The sequence below is a fragment of the Bacillus sp. A260 genome (assembly GCF_009861435.1).
Taxonomy (GTDB): domain Bacteria; phylum Bacillota; class Bacilli; order Bacillales; family Bacillaceae_G; genus Bacillus_A; species Bacillus_A cereus.
This window is the reverse complement of the sequence record NZ_CP046398.1, coordinates 1729323-1748228: the sequence shown is the minus strand read 5'-3', so window position 1 is coordinate 1748228 and position 18906 is coordinate 1729323. Positions and strand designations below refer to the sequence as shown.

Below are 18906 nucleotides of genomic sequence, written 5' to 3'. Positions count from 1 at the left end.
ATTACACAAATATATCAAATAGAAGAGGATTGATATACGATGAAAATTGATAGACCAAAAATTTCACCAGAGTTATCTTCAAAGAATTTTCAAGATATTTTTTATGAAGAAGATCCAACATTGGAAGTGTGTGAAATTATAGACTCCACTTTCGAAAATGAATCTGTAGATAGAGTGCGATTATATGATGCGGTGATAAAAAACTGTAAGTTTACTAATACAGACTTTAGCAATATTGATATTACAGATGTTTGTTTTGAAAACTGTGATTTATCAAATGTTAATTTAAGCAATTCTTCTGTTCACAGAGTCGAATTTAAAAACAGTAAATTAATCGGAGTAAATTTCACAGAATCTAGCTTAGGAAATGTTAAATTTGAGAATTCAATTTTGAATTTAGCGGCATTTGGAAATTCCAAACTAGAAAAAATCATCTTCAATGAAACTTCATTAAATAATGCAGATTTTTTTGACTGTAAACTTAAAAAAGTTGAATTCCAATTATGTAGTCTTGATGAAGCTAATTTTGATCAGACATCACTGAAGGGGATAGATATTAGTTCTTCTACCTTTGATACACTTACAGTTTCAGTGAACGATTTAAGAGGATGTAAAGTATCAACATATCAAGCTGTTCAGTTTGCTACTTTATTAGGATTAATAATTAAAGATTAGTATTTCGAAGAAAAGAACCCTATCCCGAATCATGGATTTTTTAATTGTCCACGGTTCGAGATAAAGTTCAAATAAATTAGTGATGACTCTTTTATTATTTAACTACAGCTTGGTTTCCTTTTACATGTTCATTATTTACACTCATAAATTCTTCAATTTCTTCAACTTCCCTAATGATATCTTTTGACAAGTTTTCATACCCGTCTTTCGTTACAAGAATGTCATCTTCAATACGAATTCCAATTGATTCTCCTTCAATATAAAGACCAGGTTCAATTGTTATAACCATACCTTCTTCTAACACTCTATCTTTATATGTTCCTACATCATGTGTATCTAAACCAAGGAAATGGCTGACACCATGATAATAGTATTTTGATAACTCTTCATCTTCTTGAATTAAACCAATTGCTTTACACTCTTCTGCCAGTACCTTTTTTGTATGCTCATTTAATGCAGCGAACTTTAATCCTGGCTTAATAAGCGCTGTTGTTTCTTTTAATGCTTTTAATACAATATTATAAATTTGTTTTTGACGACTAGAGAATGTTCCATTTGCCGGGAATGTATAACTAATATCAGCGTTATAGTAGTCTTTTTGAGCACCTAAATCTAGTAATACTAAGTCACCATTTTGAATTTGTGCATCATTATCTTCATAATGAAGAACTGTAGCATTTTTCCCACTCGCCAAAATTGTATTGAACGCATGGTGCTTAATGCCAGATGATTTCAGTGTAAAATCAAATTGAGCTTCTAATTCATACTCCATCATGCCTGCTTTTGCATTTTTTAACACATTGTAAATACCATCTTTCGTTACAGCAATCGCTTCTTTAATAATTTCAATTTCTTCCTCTGTTTTAAATACTCGTAATTCACAAATGTTCGGATATACATTACCAATTGTTACGTGTGGGTATTTTTCTCTTACATGTTTAGCAAATGCTAATGTTTTTGTCTCCGTACCATTCCAATCACGACGTTCTATATCTAAATATAGATGCTTCGCATTTTCTGTAAAAAGTATATTTGACATTGTCTTTTCAAAGCTATCTAAATATACAACTTTCTTTATACCTGAAATTCCCTCTGCTTCTTCGCTAGAAACTGTCTTCCCAATCCATTTTTCCATTACTGGATCTGATTTTTCAATGAAAAGTGTCTCTTCTACACTATTCCCAAACTTTTTCAGCATAAAAATAACATTTGGTTCATCGATTCCCGTTAAGTAGTAAAAATTACGATTCGGTACAAATTTATAATGGGCATCAGCTGACATATGCGGTGCTCGTCCCGCAAATAAAATCGTAACGGATTCATCAGGTAATGTTTTCGTTAGTCTTTCTCTATTTTGAGCAAAAAATGTTGATTTCATAATAATCCCCCTAGTGTTCTATGTATGCTTATGAAACTAATCATCAATACAATTTATTCTATTATTGTTATAATTTTTCGTCAATTAATTATACTCATAGCGAAAGGAGAATTTTCATTACTCGGGCCTCTTCCACGCTAAATTATGCATACCACTCCACAATTTCTTGATATTTATTCCATATACTTAAAATCTCATATATAGGAAAGGAGCCATAACTTTGAAACATTATGTAGCAACAGGGTTAGCAATTACTTCTTTATTAATAATTTCAGGATGTTCTAGCAACGTCGAAACAGCACCAGTGAAAAAAGAAACGGCGCAATCTCAACCAAAAAATATAGAAACAGCAAATACGAGTCCGCAAGACTTCTATAAAGAAATTACATCTGGAAAAATCGAGCACATTCACGGAATTGGCTATGCAGGAAATATGTCTGGGGTTTCTATCGCCACTCATAGCGGGATAAAAGTTTATCAAAATGGCAAATGGCTTGAAGCTAAAACTGGACTACATGATTATATGGGCTTTCAGGCAACGAAGAACGGGTTCTTTGCCAGCGGTCATCCTGAACCAGGAGCAAATTTAAAAAATCCTTTAGGATTAATGAAAAGTTCTGATGGTGGTAATACTCTCGAAAAGCTAGCTTTTTATGGAGAATCTGATTTTCATAACCTTGCTGTCGGATATAATACGGAAACAATTTATTTATACAATGAACGTCCAAATTCTAAATTGCAACAAGGTTTTTACTTTAGTACGAACAATGGACAAGAATGGAAAACTAGTAAATTGAAGGGGCTTTCAAGTGCAATCCACTCCTTTTCAGTACATCCAGATCAATCTAGTGTAGTCGCGGTAAGTACTAAAGATGGTGTTTACTTATCTACAGATTACGGAAATACATTTGAACTATTCTCTAAATCACTTGAATCGACCGCAATTACATTAAGTAATGAAGATGTTATTTACGCCCCTATTAATAAGCAAATCGTAACGAAGAAATCAATTGCTACAAATGAAGAAACAAACATACAAATTCCACCTTTAGATTCTAAAGATGCAATTATGTATATTTCACAAAACCCTCAAAATTCAGCCGAAATCGTATTTGCTACAATGAAATCAAATGTATTCCTCTCTACAGATGAGGGTAATACGTGGAAGCAGATTGCTAATGAAGGAACATTCCAATTTAAGTAGAAGGGTGAATATAACGTGTTTTCAACAATTAGTGAATGGAGCTATCAACTCATGTCTCCTTTAATGGATGCCGCGAATGCTACGAAATCTGTACCTCTTTTATTTTCGTTTTTATTAGGCATAGTAGGTACCCTTGCTCCTTGCCAATTAACAGGAAACATTAGTGCTATTACACTTTATAGCAACCAATCTTTACAAAAGGAACATGTATGGAAACATATACTTTTATTCATTTTAGGAAAAATAATGGCTTTTACGACGCTTGGACTATTAGTATGGTTTTTAGGAAAAGAGATTCAGCAAATATTGACTTTGTATTTTCCATGGTTACGAAAAATGATGGGACCCTTATTAATTTTAATGGGGCTACTGTTGTCAGGTATTATAAAAAGAAGATATTTCTTCTCGATTAAATTTATACGAAATCAAAATGAAGTTGGTTCATTTTTACTCGGATTCTTCTTTTCCTTAGCTTTTTGTCCGACTATGTTCGTTCTATTTTTTGGAACGTTAATCCCTTTATCTTTATCATTTAATTACGGGTACTTGTTTCCAACGTTCTTTTCGATAGGAACTGCTCTTCCTATCGTCGTATTAATGTCCTTCATCTCCTATCTGGGATTAAACGGGGCATTACTAAAGAAGAGCAGGAAAATAGGAAATAGCATTCAGCGTATAGCTGGTTTTCTCCTTATTTTAATCGGATTTTATGATACTGCTCTTTATTGGTAATACATACAAAAGATAAGCTCTAGTGAAATGAGCTTATCTTTTGTAATATTATATTCATTTTTTCTTTTGCTGTAGTTGAGCTAATAAATTCTTAACAAACGCGAGAAACAGCGGGTCATTCTCTTTTTTAGGTGACCATTGCATAATAAGTTGTCGTGGAATTGTAATTTCTATCGGCTGTACAATGAAGTCATGAATAATTTGCTTATGTAGTCCTGATAACGGAACGATTGTTATGCCATTAACTTGTATAGTAAGTGCTAATGCTGAACTAATTGATTCTGACTCCATCACTTTATTAACTGTTATTTCATTTTTCATCAAATACGGTTCGAGCACTTCTTTGCAACCAGAAAGCGGCATAATAAAAGGATAATTTTTTATATCATTAATAGTAAGGTTAGGCGGAACTTTTTTTGAAGAAACCATAACATACGGATCTTCACCAATGACATCATAATGAAATCCTTGTATTAAATTTTCTTTTATAGAAATAGAAAAATCTGCACTACCTGATGATAGCCAATCTAACACTTCTTGATAGCTTCCTTCTCGAACTGCAAGTACATATTGACTATGATCAATATTCCCTAGTTGAATACACTCCGCCAAACAATATACAGTAACGGAAGGATACGTAGCTAGTACAATTTTATACAAGCTTTTATTCTTCAACTGGAAAGCTGTTTCCTCAAGTTTTTCATACTCCATTAGAAGTCGATTCACACCAACTAAAAATTCTTTGCCATTTTCAGTTAGAATCGTTCCTTGTCTAGAGCGATCAAATAACGTTATAGCATATCGTTTCTCTAATTTGTTAATAATATGGGTTATTGCTGGCTGTGTCATATGTAATTCCTTTGCTGCCAGACTAATACTATTTAAACGAGCCACATATGTAAAGACTTTAAAATCAAAAACATTCATTCTGTTCTCCTTATATAAAATATATTTATATCATCTATAAATAACCTTCATTATATTTATGAAACCACTTCATTTACACTGAGTATACATCATCAATATTACAAATAGATGAAACTTATATACCCTAGAGGAGTGTTGATTAAATGAGTACTTACATTTTAGTACATGGAGCATGGCAAGGTGAATGGGCATGGGAATTAGTAAAACCTCAACTAGAGGCTTTAGGTCACACTGTTATTACACTAGACTTACCTGGAAGTGGGAAAGATACAACTCCTTCACAAAATATAACGTTAGATTCCTATGTTGATGCAGTAACAGCTAATATAAATCAACAAAATGAAAAGGTTATTCTTGTTGGACATAGTATGGGTGGAGTCGTTATTACTCAAACTGCTGAACTTATACCAAATAAAATCGATAAATTAGTATATCTTTGTGCTTTCTTACCACGAAATGGAGAAAGTCTTGGTAGTAAATTAGACGGAGAAGATGGCCCGCAATTCACTATAAATGAAAATGACTTGACTGCTGAACTTATACCTAATCTAATTGAACAAACATTTTTAAATGCTACAGAAGACGGTTCTATTAAAGAAGCATCTTTTAATCAAATGCGTCCTCAACCACTAGGACCCTTCCAACAAGAGCTGAAAATATCTGAAGAAAACTTTGGAGCCATAGATCGCATTTATATTGAAACGACTCTAGATAGAGCGATTCCAATTGATTTTCAACGCCTAATGAATACAGAAACACCTTGCAAGAAAATTATTACTTTAGAAGCTGATCATTCTCCATTTTTCTCTAAAGCATCGGAACTTGTTCATTACTTAAATGAATTAAACTAAATTTTTCATAAAATAAATAGACACTCACAGGTGTCTATTTATTTTACTAATTAAAAGCTATCTTTACTCTATCTACATTGCCATGCCCTTTTGCTTCATCTCCCACTTTTTATACAGTAGTACTGCACCAAATAAAAATACTCCCGCAACAAATGAAGCTACTGGTAACATCTTTATCATTCCATCTGGAAATACGAGCGGCAATAATGGAAATGCATACACTGCTGGAATACGTACACCAACAATTTTTAATAAAATAAGCATTAATATCATATTTAATAAAGTGACTACAATCCATGAATCAATCGCAAAGTACAATATTGTTCCAACAGTTGCAGATGCAGTTAATACGACTATTTGTTTAAAAGCCATTTTTTCATTGTACATCGGCTTTTGAAGTGATTCATACACGACAACTAATATTGGTGGAATAACTACTAATTGTTCATAACCAGTTATCCAGCATAAACTAATCCATACGAAATTTAGTATTAGAAATACAGTCATATATTTATACTGTATTTGCACTTTTCGCTCAATACCGTTGTTCAATTTAAATATAAGAACACCTATCATTAAAATAAATGTTAAAGCAAATACCGCGATAACAAATGACCATTCCGTCGCATTTGTTACTAACGGTAATAAACCTGTCGCAATGGATGGTGCTAAATTGGATTGAATAACACATAAAAACAACATCATTAATATAAGTGTTAAGCTAACTTTTCCTATATAGAAAATATCCATTTGATTCACTGCAAAACCAATAACAGCTGTTATTGACGGTGCAATAAAGATTTTTTCTGGTTGTCTTAACCATCCTGGTTCACGATACGCCCATAAAGCAATTGCCATCGCTGCTATTTCCGGCAAAATGACTTCCGGATCATTTAATAACACACCAGCTGTTACCATAGCTAAAATAAATAAAATAGCAATCGTATATGAGATGATTGTTTCTTTCTTTGAAATTACTGCATTCATTATTGCATACTCCTTTTTACTTATTACTTTCATAATGTAAAACAACAACTCTTTATACCCTACCGTAGTATTGTATATTGGCATCTTTTCTATTTCAAGTATTAGTATTCATTTACATCCTCTCTCATCCATACACATACAAAACAAAGCATTTTATAGACATTGACACTTATTAAAAGATAGGTTACAATAACTATACATTAGTAAGTAGCTAATGTAATTAAATTTAACTAGAGGTGAAACAAATGAAAAACATTTTATTCCGTATTAACGAATTGTCAAAAAAAGAAAAAGCGAATGGATTAACAGTTGATGAAAAACAAGAACAACAAATGTTGCGCCAAAACTATACACAAACATTTCGTGGAAGCTTAGATTCCATTTTATTAAACACAAAAATTGTTGATCAAAATGGTCTTAACGTTACACCTGCTGCATTACAAGATGCTCAAATACGTTTAAAATTAAGCAAATGAGTTCCGAGCTAAAGAATTCTAATAAAACATAAAAAGAGCTGGATTTCCTATATAGAAATTCCAGCTCTTTTTATTGTCTTTTTTAATTTAGTAAACGAGCGATACATCGCAATTCTCCACGACACAATCATCGCAAATGCAAGTAAGAAAAACATTCCGCTTAACTCTGCCAAATCAATTGATTGGCTTAAATATGACTTTAATGCCACGCGTACAGCTAATAAGCCTACTAAAATGAATATGAATGCTTTTGACGGTTTCATAAATATATGTTCGCCTTTTATTTCGAACTTAGTTGTTTTAATAAGAAAAATAGAGAAAATAATCCCTATACTAATTGCCTCGACTATTTCTAACGATGTTAATCGAAAATCTGATAAAAAGTACATCATCGCGCCTGTACTCATAAAAATTGGTGGTAATATAATTTTCTTTTTCGTTATCGGCTTTTTCGCTGCTTTAAAACGTAGAAACATTACCCCAACAGCCATACAAACCGCTATGACACTTGATAAAAGTGCTATCATACTTTCCACTCCTATCTATTTAAATGACTTTTTTAGCAAAATCATAAACCAATAAGTAACTACATGCCGCATTATAGAATTTCTTCATTATATTCCTCCTGCTGTAAACTTTCCATATTCGCTGCAATCATTTTACGCAAAGTTTATGAACGGAATATGAACAAAAAAACCATTCTGCAATTAATAATTGCAAAATGGCTTTTTAACTTATTTTAAATCGTCAATTGTGAAAGCACCTGGAAGTAATTGCTCAACAGTCACTTCTTTTTCATCACCTTTTACATTCGTTAGTAATACAGGCATTTTCGGATCACAGAATTCAGCAATTACTTGTCTACACGCACCACATGGTGAAATCGGTCCATCAGTTTCTCCTGTAATAACTAAGTAACTAAAATCGCGCTCCCCTTCTGATACCGCTTTAAATATTGCTGTTCTTTCTGCACAGTTACATAAACCATAAGAAGCATTTTCTATATTACAACCAGTATAGATTTTCCCTTCTTTCGTAACTAACGCTGCGCCAACAGGAAATTTAGAATACGGAATATACGCTTTCGATAACATCTTGTTTGCTTCTTCAATATATTTTTTCTTATCCATATTATTTCCCCCTCAAAGTAAATGAAATGATGATTAGTCAGTAATAACTGTATGAACTAATTTAGGAGCCACTGCTGTTTCAGCTATAGAAATATTCTCATAAATTTTTGCTTTTACATCTTCTACATTTTCACGGTTTGCGTAGATTGTTACGAAAGGCTCGCCTTCTTTTACTGCATCGCCAACTTTTTTACGTAACATTAATCCTACTGCTAAATCGATTTCATCTTCCTTCGTTGCACGACCTGCACCAAGTAACATAGCTGCAATACCAATCTCATCTGCAACAATGTTAGAAATAACACCTGAAGTTTTTGCAGGTACATCAATTACATACTTTGCTTGTGGCATTTTTTCTGGATTGTCTACAATTGAGCTATCTCCGCCTTGATTGCTTAAGAACTCTTTAAATTTCGCAGTTGCTTTTCCGTTTTTCATCACTTCAATTAGCATTTCACGAGCTTCTTCTAACGTATTTGCTTTTTTCGCAAGTACGACCATTTGACTTCCTAATACAAGTACTAATTCTGTTAAATCTTCTGGACCTTCACCTTTTAACGTATCAATCGCTTCTTTCACTTCTAGAGCATTACCAATCGCAAATCCAAGAGGTTGTGACATATCTGAAATAACTGCCATTGTTTGACGTCCTACGTTATTTCCGATACGTACCATTGCATGTGCTAATTCTTTTGCATCTTCTTCTGTTTTCATAAATGCACCAGCACCTGTTTTTACATCAAGTACGATTGCGTCAGCACCAGCTGCAATTTTTTTACTCATAATTGAACTTGCGATTAAAGGAATTGAGTTAACAGTTCCTGTTACGTCGCGTAATGCATAAATCTTTTTATCTGCAGGTGTTAAGTTTCCTGTTTGTCCAATAACAGCTACTTTGTCACGGTTTACAATATCAATGAATTGTTCTTTCGTAATTTCAACGTGGAATCCTTCTACCGCTTCTAATTTATCAATTGTTCCGCCTGTATGTCCTAAACCACGACCAGACATTTTTGCTACTGGTACATCTAAAGCAGCTACTAACGGTCCTAATACTAATGTTGTTGTATCACCAACACCGCCAGTTGAATGTTTGTCTACTTTAATTCCTTCAATTGCTGATAAGTCGATCGTTTCTCCAGACTCAACCATCGCCATCGTTAAATCTGCACGTTCGCGATCTGTCATATCTTTAAAGAAGATTGCCATTGCAAGCGCACTCACTTGATAATCAGGAATACTTCCGTCTGTATATCCATTAATAAAGAATTTGATTTCTTCAGTCGTTAATTCTTTGCCGTCACGTTTTTTTGCAATAATATCTACCATTCTCATTACAATCACCATTCCTTTTTATATTATATAAATCTATTAAAATAATAAGCCAACGATTGTTGCTGATAAGAAACTTACTAATGTTGCACCGAATAGTAATTTCAAACCAAATCTTGCGACTACATTCCCTTGCTTTTCATTTAAGCTCTTAACTGCCCCTGCAATAATCCCAATTGAAGAGAAGTTTGCAAATGAAACTAAGAATACAGAGATAATCGCTGTCGTTCTATCTGAGAAATTAAAGTTTCCTTGTGCTAAATCTGTCATAGCGACAAATTCATTTGATACTAATTTTGTTGCCATAATATTTCCGGCATTAACTGCTTCATGCCAAGGTACACCCATAATAAATGCAAATGGTGCAAATGCATAACCAAGAATTTCTTGGAATGAAATACCGATTACACCTTTAAATACTGCATTAATGAATGCGATAAGAGCAACGAAACCGACTAACATAGCTGCTACTGTAATCGCAACTTTAAATCCATCAATAATGTATTCCCCTAATACTTCAAAGAAGGTCTTCTTCTCTTCTTCTTGTACTTCTAACATATCTTCTTCCTCAGTAACTTCATATGGGTTAATGATAGAAGCAATGATGAAACCACCGAATAAGTTAAGCACTAAAGCGGTTACAACATATTGTGGTTTTAATAACACCATATATGATCCAACGATAGACATAGAAACTGTAGACATTGCTGATGCACATAATGTATACATTCTTTTCTCTGGCAATAACCCTAGTTGTTTCTTAACTGAAATAAATACTTCAGATTGTCCTAAAATCGCAGATGCAACAGCGTTATATGATTCTAGTTTCCCCATTCCATTTACTTTACTTAATGCTAGACCGATAGATTTCACAATAATAGGTAATACTTTAATATGTTGCAAAATACCTATTAAGGCTGATATAAATACGATTGGCATTAATACACTTAAAAAGAACGAAAACTCTTTTTGATTTACTAATCCACCAAATACGAAATTCACACCGTCAGCGGCATATTTTAATAGCTCTCCAAAACCATCTGCTATTCCGCTAATTAATATATTCCCTACACTTGTATTTAATAATAGAAACCCCAAAATGAATTGTAATATAACCATCGTTATGATTGGACGATATTTGACTTTCTTTCTATCATTACTAGCAAGCCAAGCGATACCTAAAATCAATACGAGGCCAAAAACACCGATTAAGTATTTCATAAGCCGTTTCCTCCCATTCGTATCCGCTTACATTTTTTTCAATTATTAAAGCAATAGATATACTTTAAACGTATATCTATTGCTTTAAGCTTTTATCGATTAGTAGTTATCTGTAGCACCTTTTGCATCATTTAATACGATTGCAACACTAGCACTTGCTCCAACGCGAGAAGCTCCAGCAGCTACCATTTTGTCTGCATCTTCACGTGTACGAACACCGCCAGATGCTTTTACACCAACGTTTGGTCCTACTGTTTTACGCATTAATGCGATATCTTCAGCAGTTGCTCCGCCAGTTGAGAATCCAGTTGAAGTTTTTACGAAATCAGCACCAGCTTTTACTGATAATTCACAAGCACGTACTTTCTCTTCATCTGTTAATAGGCAAGTTTCAATGATTACTTTTACAAGAGCTTTTCCTTTTGCTGCTTGTACTACTTCATAAATGTCTTTTTCAACAAATTCGTTATCGCCATCTTTTAAAGCGCCTACGTTGATTACCATATCAACTTCAGTTGCACCTTTTGCGATAGCATCTTTTGTTTCAAATGCTTTTGTTTCAGTAGTGCTTGCTCCTAATGGGAAACCGATTACAGTACAAACGTCTACATCATGTCCAGCTAGTTCATCAGCCGCTAATTTTACCCATGCTGGGTTAATACAAACAGAAGCGAATTTATATTCCTTTGCTTCTTCGATTACTTTCATAACATCTTCTTTAGTAGTATTAGCTTTTAAAATTGTATGGTCAATTAACTTTGCAATGTTCATTATCTTCACTCCTCATATCTTTTAACAACTTCATTCTAACTCTTAGTTGAACAAATGTAAATACACTTTTGAAATTTTGTTCATTCTTTTTTAAAAAGCATTTTCTTGTAGTAAATAAAGCGCATTCTAACAAAGAACAGTTCATATATAATCAAATTTTCTATGTTAACAATGGTAGTATGTATCTCCATATCCATAATTATTTTTAAAAAGGCAAATTGTGTTCAAAAAAGACTCCTATCATTCATACATAACAAAATAAAAGGAGTTCTCAATATGTTAATTTTGAGAACTCCTTTTATTTCTAACCTTTTTGATAATGTAACAGTTCTTTTGCTGTATGCTGATCGATAATTAATACATTTGCATACCCGCCACGTAACGCACCATCAATTGCTTTTATTTTTCTATTACCACCTGCAACTAAAATAGAGCGTTTCTTTAATTTCAGTTCCTCTAACTCAATTCCAATGGTACGCTTATTGATTTCTTCACTACTAATATTTCCGTCTCCATCAAAGAAACGTGAACAAATGTCACCGACCGATTGTTTTTTGAGTAAATTTGTTTCATCCTTATCGAAATAACCTAATCGGAATAATAGCGCTTCGTCTCGCACTGTTCCTACAGTGAAAATTGCAATATTCGCTTGTTTTCCCATTTCGATAATGTGATGAATATGTCGATCCTGCTCCACTAATTCTTTTGTCACTGCATTATCAAATATAACCGGAAGAGGTAGATTTCTTGGCGTCGTTTGAAAAGCATCTGCAAATAAAGCTATCGTCTCATTCGCATATGTATTTACACTTGAATGACTAATACCACCTTTTAGCTGGACAACCTCTACCCCTTTTACATGTTGCGGTACGATTTTTCTAGCGATTTCATACATAGTCATGCCCCAGCTTACACCAACAATATCACCGTTTTTAACCGTCTTTTCCATATACTCAGCAGCATATTTACTTATATACTCTGTAATCGTTGCATATTCCGGCACTGGAGAAAATACCACATGTGCCTCTAACAAGTTGTACTTTTCTTTCAGTAAATTCCCGACGTTATCTAAATCAGCAAATGGATCAGCGATGCTAATTTGAACAAACCCTTTTTCTTTCGCGTACTTTAACAATCTAGAAATCGTCGGTCTTGAAATATTTAATTTATTAGCAATTTCTTGCTGACTATAATCTGATTGATAATATAATCTTGCAACTTCAACGCTTAATTGTTGTTTATCTTTTTCCATAGTAACTCATTACAAATCCCTTCCTGTATTTCCCTTTCGTTACAAGCATTATACAGCTTTATGCAAAAAAATTCGACTACCGAATTTTATCTAACTGAACTTCTATTCCACTTATTATATACAATGAAACCTTATTGTGTAGATTTACAAACCCAATATAGAAACACTTAAAACATATAAATCGGTTTATATGTAATTCTTTATTGCTTTTCCTGTAGTAACGATAACAAAGCCGTTCAATAAGAAACATGAAACATCGTCTAAAAGCTATTCAAATACCCCTCATAAACAAAAGATACTGTTCATAAGGGGTATGTATTCAATTTAAGTTTATAAAAATCGGATGGAAACACTGCAAGTTCTCACTTATTTAGAATAAGAGAAAAGATGATGTTTTATTTGTTCAATAAAATAATGATGGTGTATATTATCGTTAGATACGCGACTTGCCATAATAGCTCCCTCCATTGAAGATGCAAGAAAAGAAGCGAGCGATATAATATCTATATCTTCTTTAAGTTCTTGTTTCTCTATTCCTTCTTTTATGAGAGAAGCCATTAACATTACTGTATCATCATAACCTTTTGCTGCTGCTTTTTGTAATTCTGGAAATACTCCAGTACTTTCAATTGCGCTATTAAGTAATGGACAGCCTCCAGCAATAGGAGGATTATTAGCTGCATCTTGATATACAAGGAAAATTGCAAGGATTTTATCGATTGCTGTCTTTTTATTTTCCATTGCTTTATGAAAATGACTCCACATAATCTCACCACTTTTGTCATAGGCAGCAAGGACAATTTCTTCTTTACTTTTGAATCTACGATAAATAGATCCTTTAGGTAGTTCAGTAGCTGTCATTATATCCTGTATGGATGTGCGAGTTATCCCATTAGTATTAAATAAATATAAAGATGTTTCAATAATTTTTTCTTTAATCTTATCAACTTTAGTCATACTTTGTAATCCTCCTAATAAAAACGAGCTTAATATTCCAGGTGATATTTACCATCCATTTTCTTGAATTTTTTTGTAAGTATAAATAAGTTTGGAACAAAAATATATTATCCATCCCTATATTATGTGAACCTCAAACAATACAGTTTGAAAAGAGGTAATCAAATTGTATTATCTATATCATTCAAATAAATTTTCTGTCAAAATTAACATGTCCAATTATTTAATTCAGTCCTGTTATACAACTAATTTCACCTACAATTGTAGAAGGTGTAAAAATATATAGTTAATTTTAACGTATAGACTATGATTATTATATATAATTTTTATTAATATGTTTAGCTAAAGTGTTTGAACCACCCCACTCTCACTTCATTCTATAAAAAATTAATCATTAATGATTATTGGAATTAAATTGTAACAAAGCAACTGAGATATAAATATATTTGCTTTTTACCATTTTGATTTCGTTAAAAGGGTTTAAAAAACTAGAAACTTGTAGTATCATTAGATTTCGATTCAGACCGAACCGTCCGGTTTTTAATATAAATATATTTAGAAGGAGAACGTTATGCAGAAAGAAAAATCAAAGATTATAGGTAATTTAATTACGGGGGCAATAAAGTGAACTTTATAAAAATGAATAAAAAAGAAATTATTATGTTAATAGTTTATACAATGTTTGCACTACTCCAAATTGGCTTGTTCATATTATTTGGCCTATCACTTTTAACTAACAGTAATTTAGTTGAATCAGAATTTGCTCTTAGTGCCATCGGTTTGACTGTACCTGCTATTGTAGGAATAATTTTCTTTAGGAAAGAAATTATTGAAAGTTTTACTTATTTTAAAGAGAAAACAATTTTGAAAATAGTAAGCATTCCTATGGTGGTTTTACTTATGGTAATTGTGGAAAATTCTATTATGCATTTTCTAAACATAGGTCAGCCAGAGAACCAAGAACAGGTCCTTACAAGGGGCGCAGAGGTGCCTATTATATTCACATTACTTCTATTTGGGATTATAGGGCCAATAATTGAAGAAATCATATTTCGTCATATATTAGTGAATCGTTTTTCGGAATATGTTGGTACTGCTATTGCATCCATCGTTTCGATTATAATTTTTGCAGGTCTTCATTCAAATCAACTTTCGGATCTTACTATATATTTACCTGGCACGGTGATGCTTACTGCGGCTTATCTTATTTCTAATAGATCCCTTGCATATGTTATAGCGATACATATGTTAAACAATTTTATTCCTTTTATTTAATTGCATATGTCATAACAAGACATATGTAATTGAAGGTTTTGATGCAAAAATACTCTATGTTTCTATCGAGTATTTTTGGTACCAGAACCACTTTTTCTAAGGCATAAGAAATCTTATCAAAACTACAACTTATTAGGAGAGTGTCGGTCATGATTGTAACAACAACTTCTGGAATTCAAGGTAAAGAAATTATTGAGTATATTGATATTGTAAATGGTGAAGCTATTATGGGTGCAAACATTGTCCGCGATTTATTCGCTTCAGTTCGTGATGTTGTCGGTGGCCGTGCTGGTGCTTATGAAAGTAAGCTAAAAGACGCTCGTGATATTGCAATGGACGAAATGAAAGAACTTGCAAAACAAAAAGGTGCGAACGCTATCGTTGGTATTGACGTAGATTACGAAGTTGTACGTGATGGAATGTTAATGGTTGCTGTCAGTGGTACAGCTGTACGTATATAAGTAAATAAAAAAACGGTTCCTCCCTTGGAATTTATACTTTGAGGAGGGGCCTGGTTCTGTTGCAGATTTTAAAGAATAAAAAGAGATGTTGATAAAGCATTATACGTCGAAAAAACACAGTTTGAGTGTAAACTGTGTTTTTTTATATAGAAGCCTCATCCCATCACTATCAAGCTAAAATTTTGTGTTAACTTGTAAAAAATGTACATTTTTTACTTTGGGGTAATTTTGAATCCTTAAGCTTATGGGCATGTGCTGGTACCCTCTAATACTGTACAAATTTTTTATAAATGGTTGTAAGGTTCTACGTTTTTGACCATTCTGTACAACGATAACTTTGGTTTATTGATTTCACCTGTAATCTGGTAGCCTATCCTCTGATACAATTTAATGGCAAGTTGGTTCTCTTTCTTTACCGTCAGAGAGCATTTGGCAAAGCCTTGCAGCGAAGCTTGTTCCTCAGCAAACTCAATTAATCTGGTACCTATCCCTAGTCCTCGACTTTCGGGCAGTAAGGCAATTGTTCCGATGTGAAACTCGTCATCTTCTCCCTCCTTCAAGGTAAACATGGAATAAAGCATTTTGATATTCAGAATGTTATAAACAACAAAACCCAGCTTTCGGAACGAAAGCAGCTGTTTAAAAGTGGGCCAGGCAAGACGATTTAAAACGGGTATGGGATAGCAAGTAATCATCCCTAAAGTTTTCCCGTCCATTTGAGCTTCATAGGCGTATTGATGACTAAAACGGTTGTTCTCCTGCCGCCATAGCTTATAAAATGTCCAATCGACTGTGTTCTTCTCCTCAGATCCTGCAAGTGGAAACGCCATGTATTCCAATGCCATTACATTTAGCTGGGCGCCGACCATGGATTGATGAACAGCCTTTACAATAGAGATTTTATTCATTATCCTATTGCTCCTTTTCACTTTCTATATTATTAATATTAATTATCATGGATTTGAATCAGTTCACTTCCCTCTCAATTCATCCTTAGCTTTGAAACCATAATAAAATGTATTTAAAACAAGCTCTGCAGCAGATTTTTTAGCCACATTTCCTTCATGTACCTGTTCCCAGGTATGGAAAAGCAGAGCATAAAGCGTATTCAAAATCCATTCACTGCTAACTGTTTGCTGAAAGTAACCTCTTTGTTGTAGCAATTCAATAACGCGTCTTAAGGGTTCCCTCAGCTTCTCTTCTGCTTCACCTAATTCTTTGTTGTTAAATACAGATGCATCATGACCTAGAAAATAGATTTTGTCACCTAAAGGGATTAACGCTTCAATGAGTTCCGGGATATAGTTTTCGCTTCTTTCCTCATCCAGTGGAATCTGGTTTACAGTATCACTTACCAGTTTTATAGCCCGATGGCCCAAGAACAGCATCAATTTCTCCCTGCTTTCGACGTAGCGATGGAGTGTAGCAATTCCAATTCCCGCATATTCCGCAATTTCATTCATCGAAGCAGTAGGATTTTCAACAAGCAATATAGTAGCTGAATCAAGAATTGCATTAAATCTCGCTTCCTTCAACGCTGACAAGTCTTTCTTCATCGTCAATCTCTCCCTTTTTCTATATAAAGTCGTCATTTTTGATAGATAAATATATCATTTGATATTATAATAAACAATCTCAAATAAAGTGTCCAGCTGCTTAATGTAGCTTTTCAAAAAGAATTATATTCCTGAAACTGATAGTACTTTGAATGTTTCATTTTTAGTATTTCATTATTTAGATAACGATGAAGAAATTAAATTCTTTAATGTAATAAATACAAGAGCCAAAGGAAATGGTACGAGTTACTTTCTGCATAAAGTTATCGGTTTATTTTAAAATTCACTTCCGGGTATTGGGTTATCAGCCTTTTAAGGGTTGAGCCGTCATCCTTCTGTTTTACATACTGGTCAAAAAATGCCAGGCTGAATTCGTTAATAATACGATGAACTTCCTTTGGATTTTCACCTGGGCTTTGCAACAGAGGTGAGAACAAATGTAAATCGGTAAAGCTTGTATGATCCGTATGAGGAATGACCATTGACATACCACCGCCAGCTAACCCGCGTCCGTATCGCTCCCTCACTTCAAAGGGATCTGCTTCATCAGGCTCTTCTGCATTCATGAGCAGAAATGGTTTTCCAATGCCACTTTCAGGCAAGATTTCACCATACAATGTACCATCCATATTGATAGCTGCTTTGACACGAGAATCTTTTGCAAGTATTTGTGCTGCGGTAGCTCCACCGTAAGAGTGGCCAAACATTCCAATTCGCGAGGTATCCAGTCTTCCTGTAAAGAAACCGGTCTCATCGTTTTCGTTAAGTTTCTCTATCTGATTAAGGACAAAGCTGACATCTTCCTCCCATAATTTTATGTGACTATCTCCTTCATCAGTTAAATTGATGGGCTGTACGTAAGCAGTTCGACCACCTGGAAAGACGGTAGCTGCAGCATCAAAGGTATGATCGATACTTAGAACAATATATCCTTGACTAGCCAACTCCTCAACTTGAAACGTGTTTTGATTACGAAAACCATTAAAACCATGAGAGAAGAGTAATATGGGATAGTGATTCTCTGAGTCTGAGAGTTGTAAATCCATAAACGAATGAGACTTTACCAATTCCATGTGGCTGAATGCAAATGCAGGAATAGACAATGTTTTTTCCAATCCCTTGGAGAGCTCATTTATGTTACGAATATAAGGTTCTGGATCCCCCTTGCTTTTTTCAGCTGCAGGATACCAAATTTGCACCATCAGTTCGCGCCGATCGTTTGGATTTTTTGAATATGGTTCATTTCTCTGATGATCAACCCAATGATATAGCTTCGTACCGACCCTATGTGGACCAGTTGGTTCTTCAAATGAAAATACTGGCATAAGTAAGGGTAGCGCAACTGCTACAGACAAATAGATACATAGTAACGAAGTCTTAACTATGAATATACCCGAACTTCTAAAGCCCTTTTTCCGCCCAGCTAATAAATAGCATAAAATTAAGATAACTGGGGATACATATGCCGGAATCATCTGCCACCTAAAACCTTCTGCCAATAACTGAACTGTAACCATTACAACGGCAATCAAAGTAGCTAATTTAGACCACTTTTTCGTTTCTCTGCCTATTAACAGTATCCAACTCAATAGACTAAAATTCACTACTATCAAAACAACTTCCCAGAAATTCATTGGCCTATCTCCTTTGCATGCATTTTACTTCTAATTAAAGAGGTAGTTTTCAGCCTAAGCAAAAGCAGATGAAACACCTATATAGTT

At 33.7% G+C, this 18906-nt stretch carries 20 protein-coding genes; 7 read left to right on the top strand and 13 right to left on the bottom strand.

Going from position 1 to position 18906, the window contains the following annotated elements:
• The first annotated feature begins 39 nt into the window (after positions 1-39).
• Positions 40-675: a pentapeptide repeat-containing protein gene (locus GD442_RS08965; protein WP_000687270.1), complete on the top strand. Its 636-nt coding sequence runs from the start codon at positions 40-42 to the stop codon at positions 673-675.
• A 94-nt stretch (positions 676-769) separates the two neighbouring features.
• Here GD442_RS08965 and GD442_RS08960 read toward each other — a convergent pair whose 3' ends face one another.
• A complete protein-coding gene (locus GD442_RS08960; protein ID WP_000842983.1) occupies positions 770-2053 on the bottom strand; it encodes an aminopeptidase P family protein in 1284 nt (427 codons plus the stop codon).
• Positions 2054-2273: 220 nt separating this feature from the next.
• Here GD442_RS08960 and GD442_RS08955 point away from each other — a divergent pair, with 220 nt between their 5' ends.
• Both GD442_RS08955 and GD442_RS08950 read left to right on the top strand, forming a co-directional pair.
• Positions 2274-3257 carry a F510_1955 family glycosylhydrolase gene (locus GD442_RS08955; RefSeq protein ID WP_000683843.1) on the top strand — a complete coding sequence of 328 codons (984 nt, stop codon included), beginning with the start codon at positions 2274-2276 and terminating at the stop codon, positions 3255-3257.
• A 15-nt stretch (positions 3258-3272) separates the two neighbouring features.
• Positions 3273-3989: an urease accessory protein UreH domain-containing protein gene (locus GD442_RS08950; RefSeq protein ID WP_000493100.1), complete on the top strand. Its 717-nt coding sequence runs from the start codon at positions 3273-3275 to the stop codon at positions 3987-3989.
• Between the two features lie 54 nt (positions 3990-4043).
• Here GD442_RS08950 and GD442_RS08945 read toward each other — a convergent pair whose 3' ends face one another.
• Complete coding sequence (locus GD442_RS08945; RefSeq protein WP_001100328.1) at positions 4044-4916, bottom strand: LysR family transcriptional regulator; 873 nt, start codon at positions 4914-4916, stop codon at positions 4044-4046.
• Positions 4917-5059: 143 nt separating this feature from the next.
• On the opposite strand from GD442_RS08945, the gene GD442_RS08940 reads away from it, so the two are divergent.
• Positions 5060-5767, top strand: coding sequence for an alpha/beta fold hydrolase (locus GD442_RS08940; RefSeq protein ID WP_071740405.1), 708 nt, complete (start codon positions 5060-5062; stop codon positions 5765-5767).
• Between the two features lie 72 nt (positions 5768-5839).
• Here the strand turns inward: GD442_RS08940 and GD442_RS08935 are convergent, their stop codons facing one another.
• Positions 5840-6754, bottom strand: a complete 915-nt coding sequence (locus GD442_RS08935; RefSeq protein ID WP_078386347.1) for a hypothetical protein — start codon at positions 6752-6754, stop codon at positions 5840-5842.
• A 245-nt stretch (positions 6755-6999) separates the two neighbouring features.
• On the opposite strand from GD442_RS08935, the gene GD442_RS08930 reads away from it, so the two are divergent.
• Positions 7000-7230, top strand: a complete 231-nt coding sequence (locus tag GD442_RS08930; RefSeq protein WP_000789773.1) for a DUF896 domain-containing protein — start codon at positions 7000-7002, stop codon at positions 7228-7230.
• Positions 7231-7277: 47 nt separating this feature from the next.
• Here the strand turns inward: GD442_RS08930 and GD442_RS08925 are convergent, their stop codons facing one another.
• The 7 genes from GD442_RS08925 to GD442_RS08895 all read right to left on the bottom strand — a co-directional run bounded on the left by GD442_RS08925 (position 7278) and on the right by GD442_RS08895 (position 13893).
• Positions 7278-7757 carry a CcdC family protein gene (locus tag GD442_RS08925; RefSeq protein WP_078386346.1) on the bottom strand — a complete coding sequence of 160 codons (480 nt, stop codon included), beginning with the start codon at positions 7755-7757 and terminating at the stop codon, positions 7278-7280.
• A gap of 207 nt (positions 7758-7964) precedes the next feature.
• A complete protein-coding gene (locus GD442_RS08920; RefSeq protein ID WP_000358533.1) occupies positions 7965-8360 on the bottom strand; it encodes a cytidine deaminase in 396 nt (131 codons plus the stop codon).
• Positions 8361-8393: 33 nt separating this feature from the next.
• On the bottom strand, positions 8394-9695 hold the full coding sequence (locus GD442_RS08915) for a pyrimidine-nucleoside phosphorylase (protein ID WP_002093946.1): 1302 nt from the start codon (positions 9693-9695) through the stop codon (positions 8394-8396).
• A gap of 36 nt (positions 9696-9731) precedes the next feature.
• Positions 9732-10913: a NupC/NupG family nucleoside CNT transporter gene (locus tag GD442_RS08910; RefSeq protein ID WP_000876188.1), complete on the bottom strand. Its 1182-nt coding sequence runs from the start codon at positions 10911-10913 to the stop codon at positions 9732-9734.
• A 99-nt stretch (positions 10914-11012) separates the two neighbouring features.
• On the bottom strand, positions 11013-11684 hold the full coding sequence (gene deoC / locus GD442_RS08905; protein ID WP_001017436.1) for a deoxyribose-phosphate aldolase: 672 nt from the start codon (positions 11682-11684) through the stop codon (positions 11013-11015).
• Positions 11685-11988: 304 nt separating this feature from the next.
• Positions 11989-12936, bottom strand: coding sequence for a DNA-binding transcriptional repressor DeoR (locus GD442_RS08900; RefSeq protein WP_000409781.1), 948 nt, complete (start codon positions 12934-12936; stop codon positions 11989-11991).
• A gap of 366 nt (positions 12937-13302) precedes the next feature.
• Positions 13303-13893, bottom strand: a complete 591-nt coding sequence (locus GD442_RS08895; RefSeq protein WP_000169640.1) for a TetR/AcrR family transcriptional regulator — start codon at positions 13891-13893, stop codon at positions 13303-13305.
• A 624-nt stretch (positions 13894-14517) separates the two neighbouring features.
• Here GD442_RS08895 and GD442_RS08890 point away from each other — a divergent pair.
• Both GD442_RS08890 and GD442_RS08885 read left to right on the top strand, forming a co-directional pair.
• Positions 14518-15168, top strand: a complete 651-nt coding sequence (locus tag GD442_RS08890; RefSeq protein ID WP_061457041.1) for a CPBP family glutamic-type intramembrane protease — start codon at positions 14518-14520, stop codon at positions 15166-15168.
• A 149-nt stretch (positions 15169-15317) separates the two neighbouring features.
• Positions 15318-15629, top strand: a complete 312-nt coding sequence (locus tag GD442_RS08885; RefSeq protein WP_000637505.1) for a heavy metal-binding domain-containing protein — start codon at positions 15318-15320, stop codon at positions 15627-15629.
• A gap of 284 nt (positions 15630-15913) precedes the next feature.
• Here GD442_RS08885 and GD442_RS08880 read toward each other — a convergent pair whose 3' ends face one another.
• The 3 genes from GD442_RS08880 to GD442_RS08870 all read right to left on the bottom strand — a co-directional run bounded on the left by GD442_RS08880 (position 15914) and on the right by GD442_RS08870 (position 18819).
• Positions 15914-16537, bottom strand: coding sequence for a GNAT family N-acetyltransferase (locus GD442_RS08880; RefSeq protein ID WP_071740404.1), 624 nt, complete (start codon positions 16535-16537; stop codon positions 15914-15916).
• A 63-nt stretch (positions 16538-16600) separates the two neighbouring features.
• A complete protein-coding gene (locus GD442_RS08875) occupies positions 16601-17185 on the bottom strand; it encodes a TetR/AcrR family transcriptional regulator (RefSeq protein ID WP_071740403.1) in 585 nt (194 codons plus the stop codon).
• A 263-nt stretch (positions 17186-17448) separates the two neighbouring features.
• Entirely contained in the window at positions 17449-18819 is a 1371-nt protein-coding gene (locus GD442_RS08870) for an alpha/beta hydrolase family protein (RefSeq protein WP_001012297.1), read from the bottom strand.
• Positions 18820-18906 lie beyond the last annotated feature (87 nt).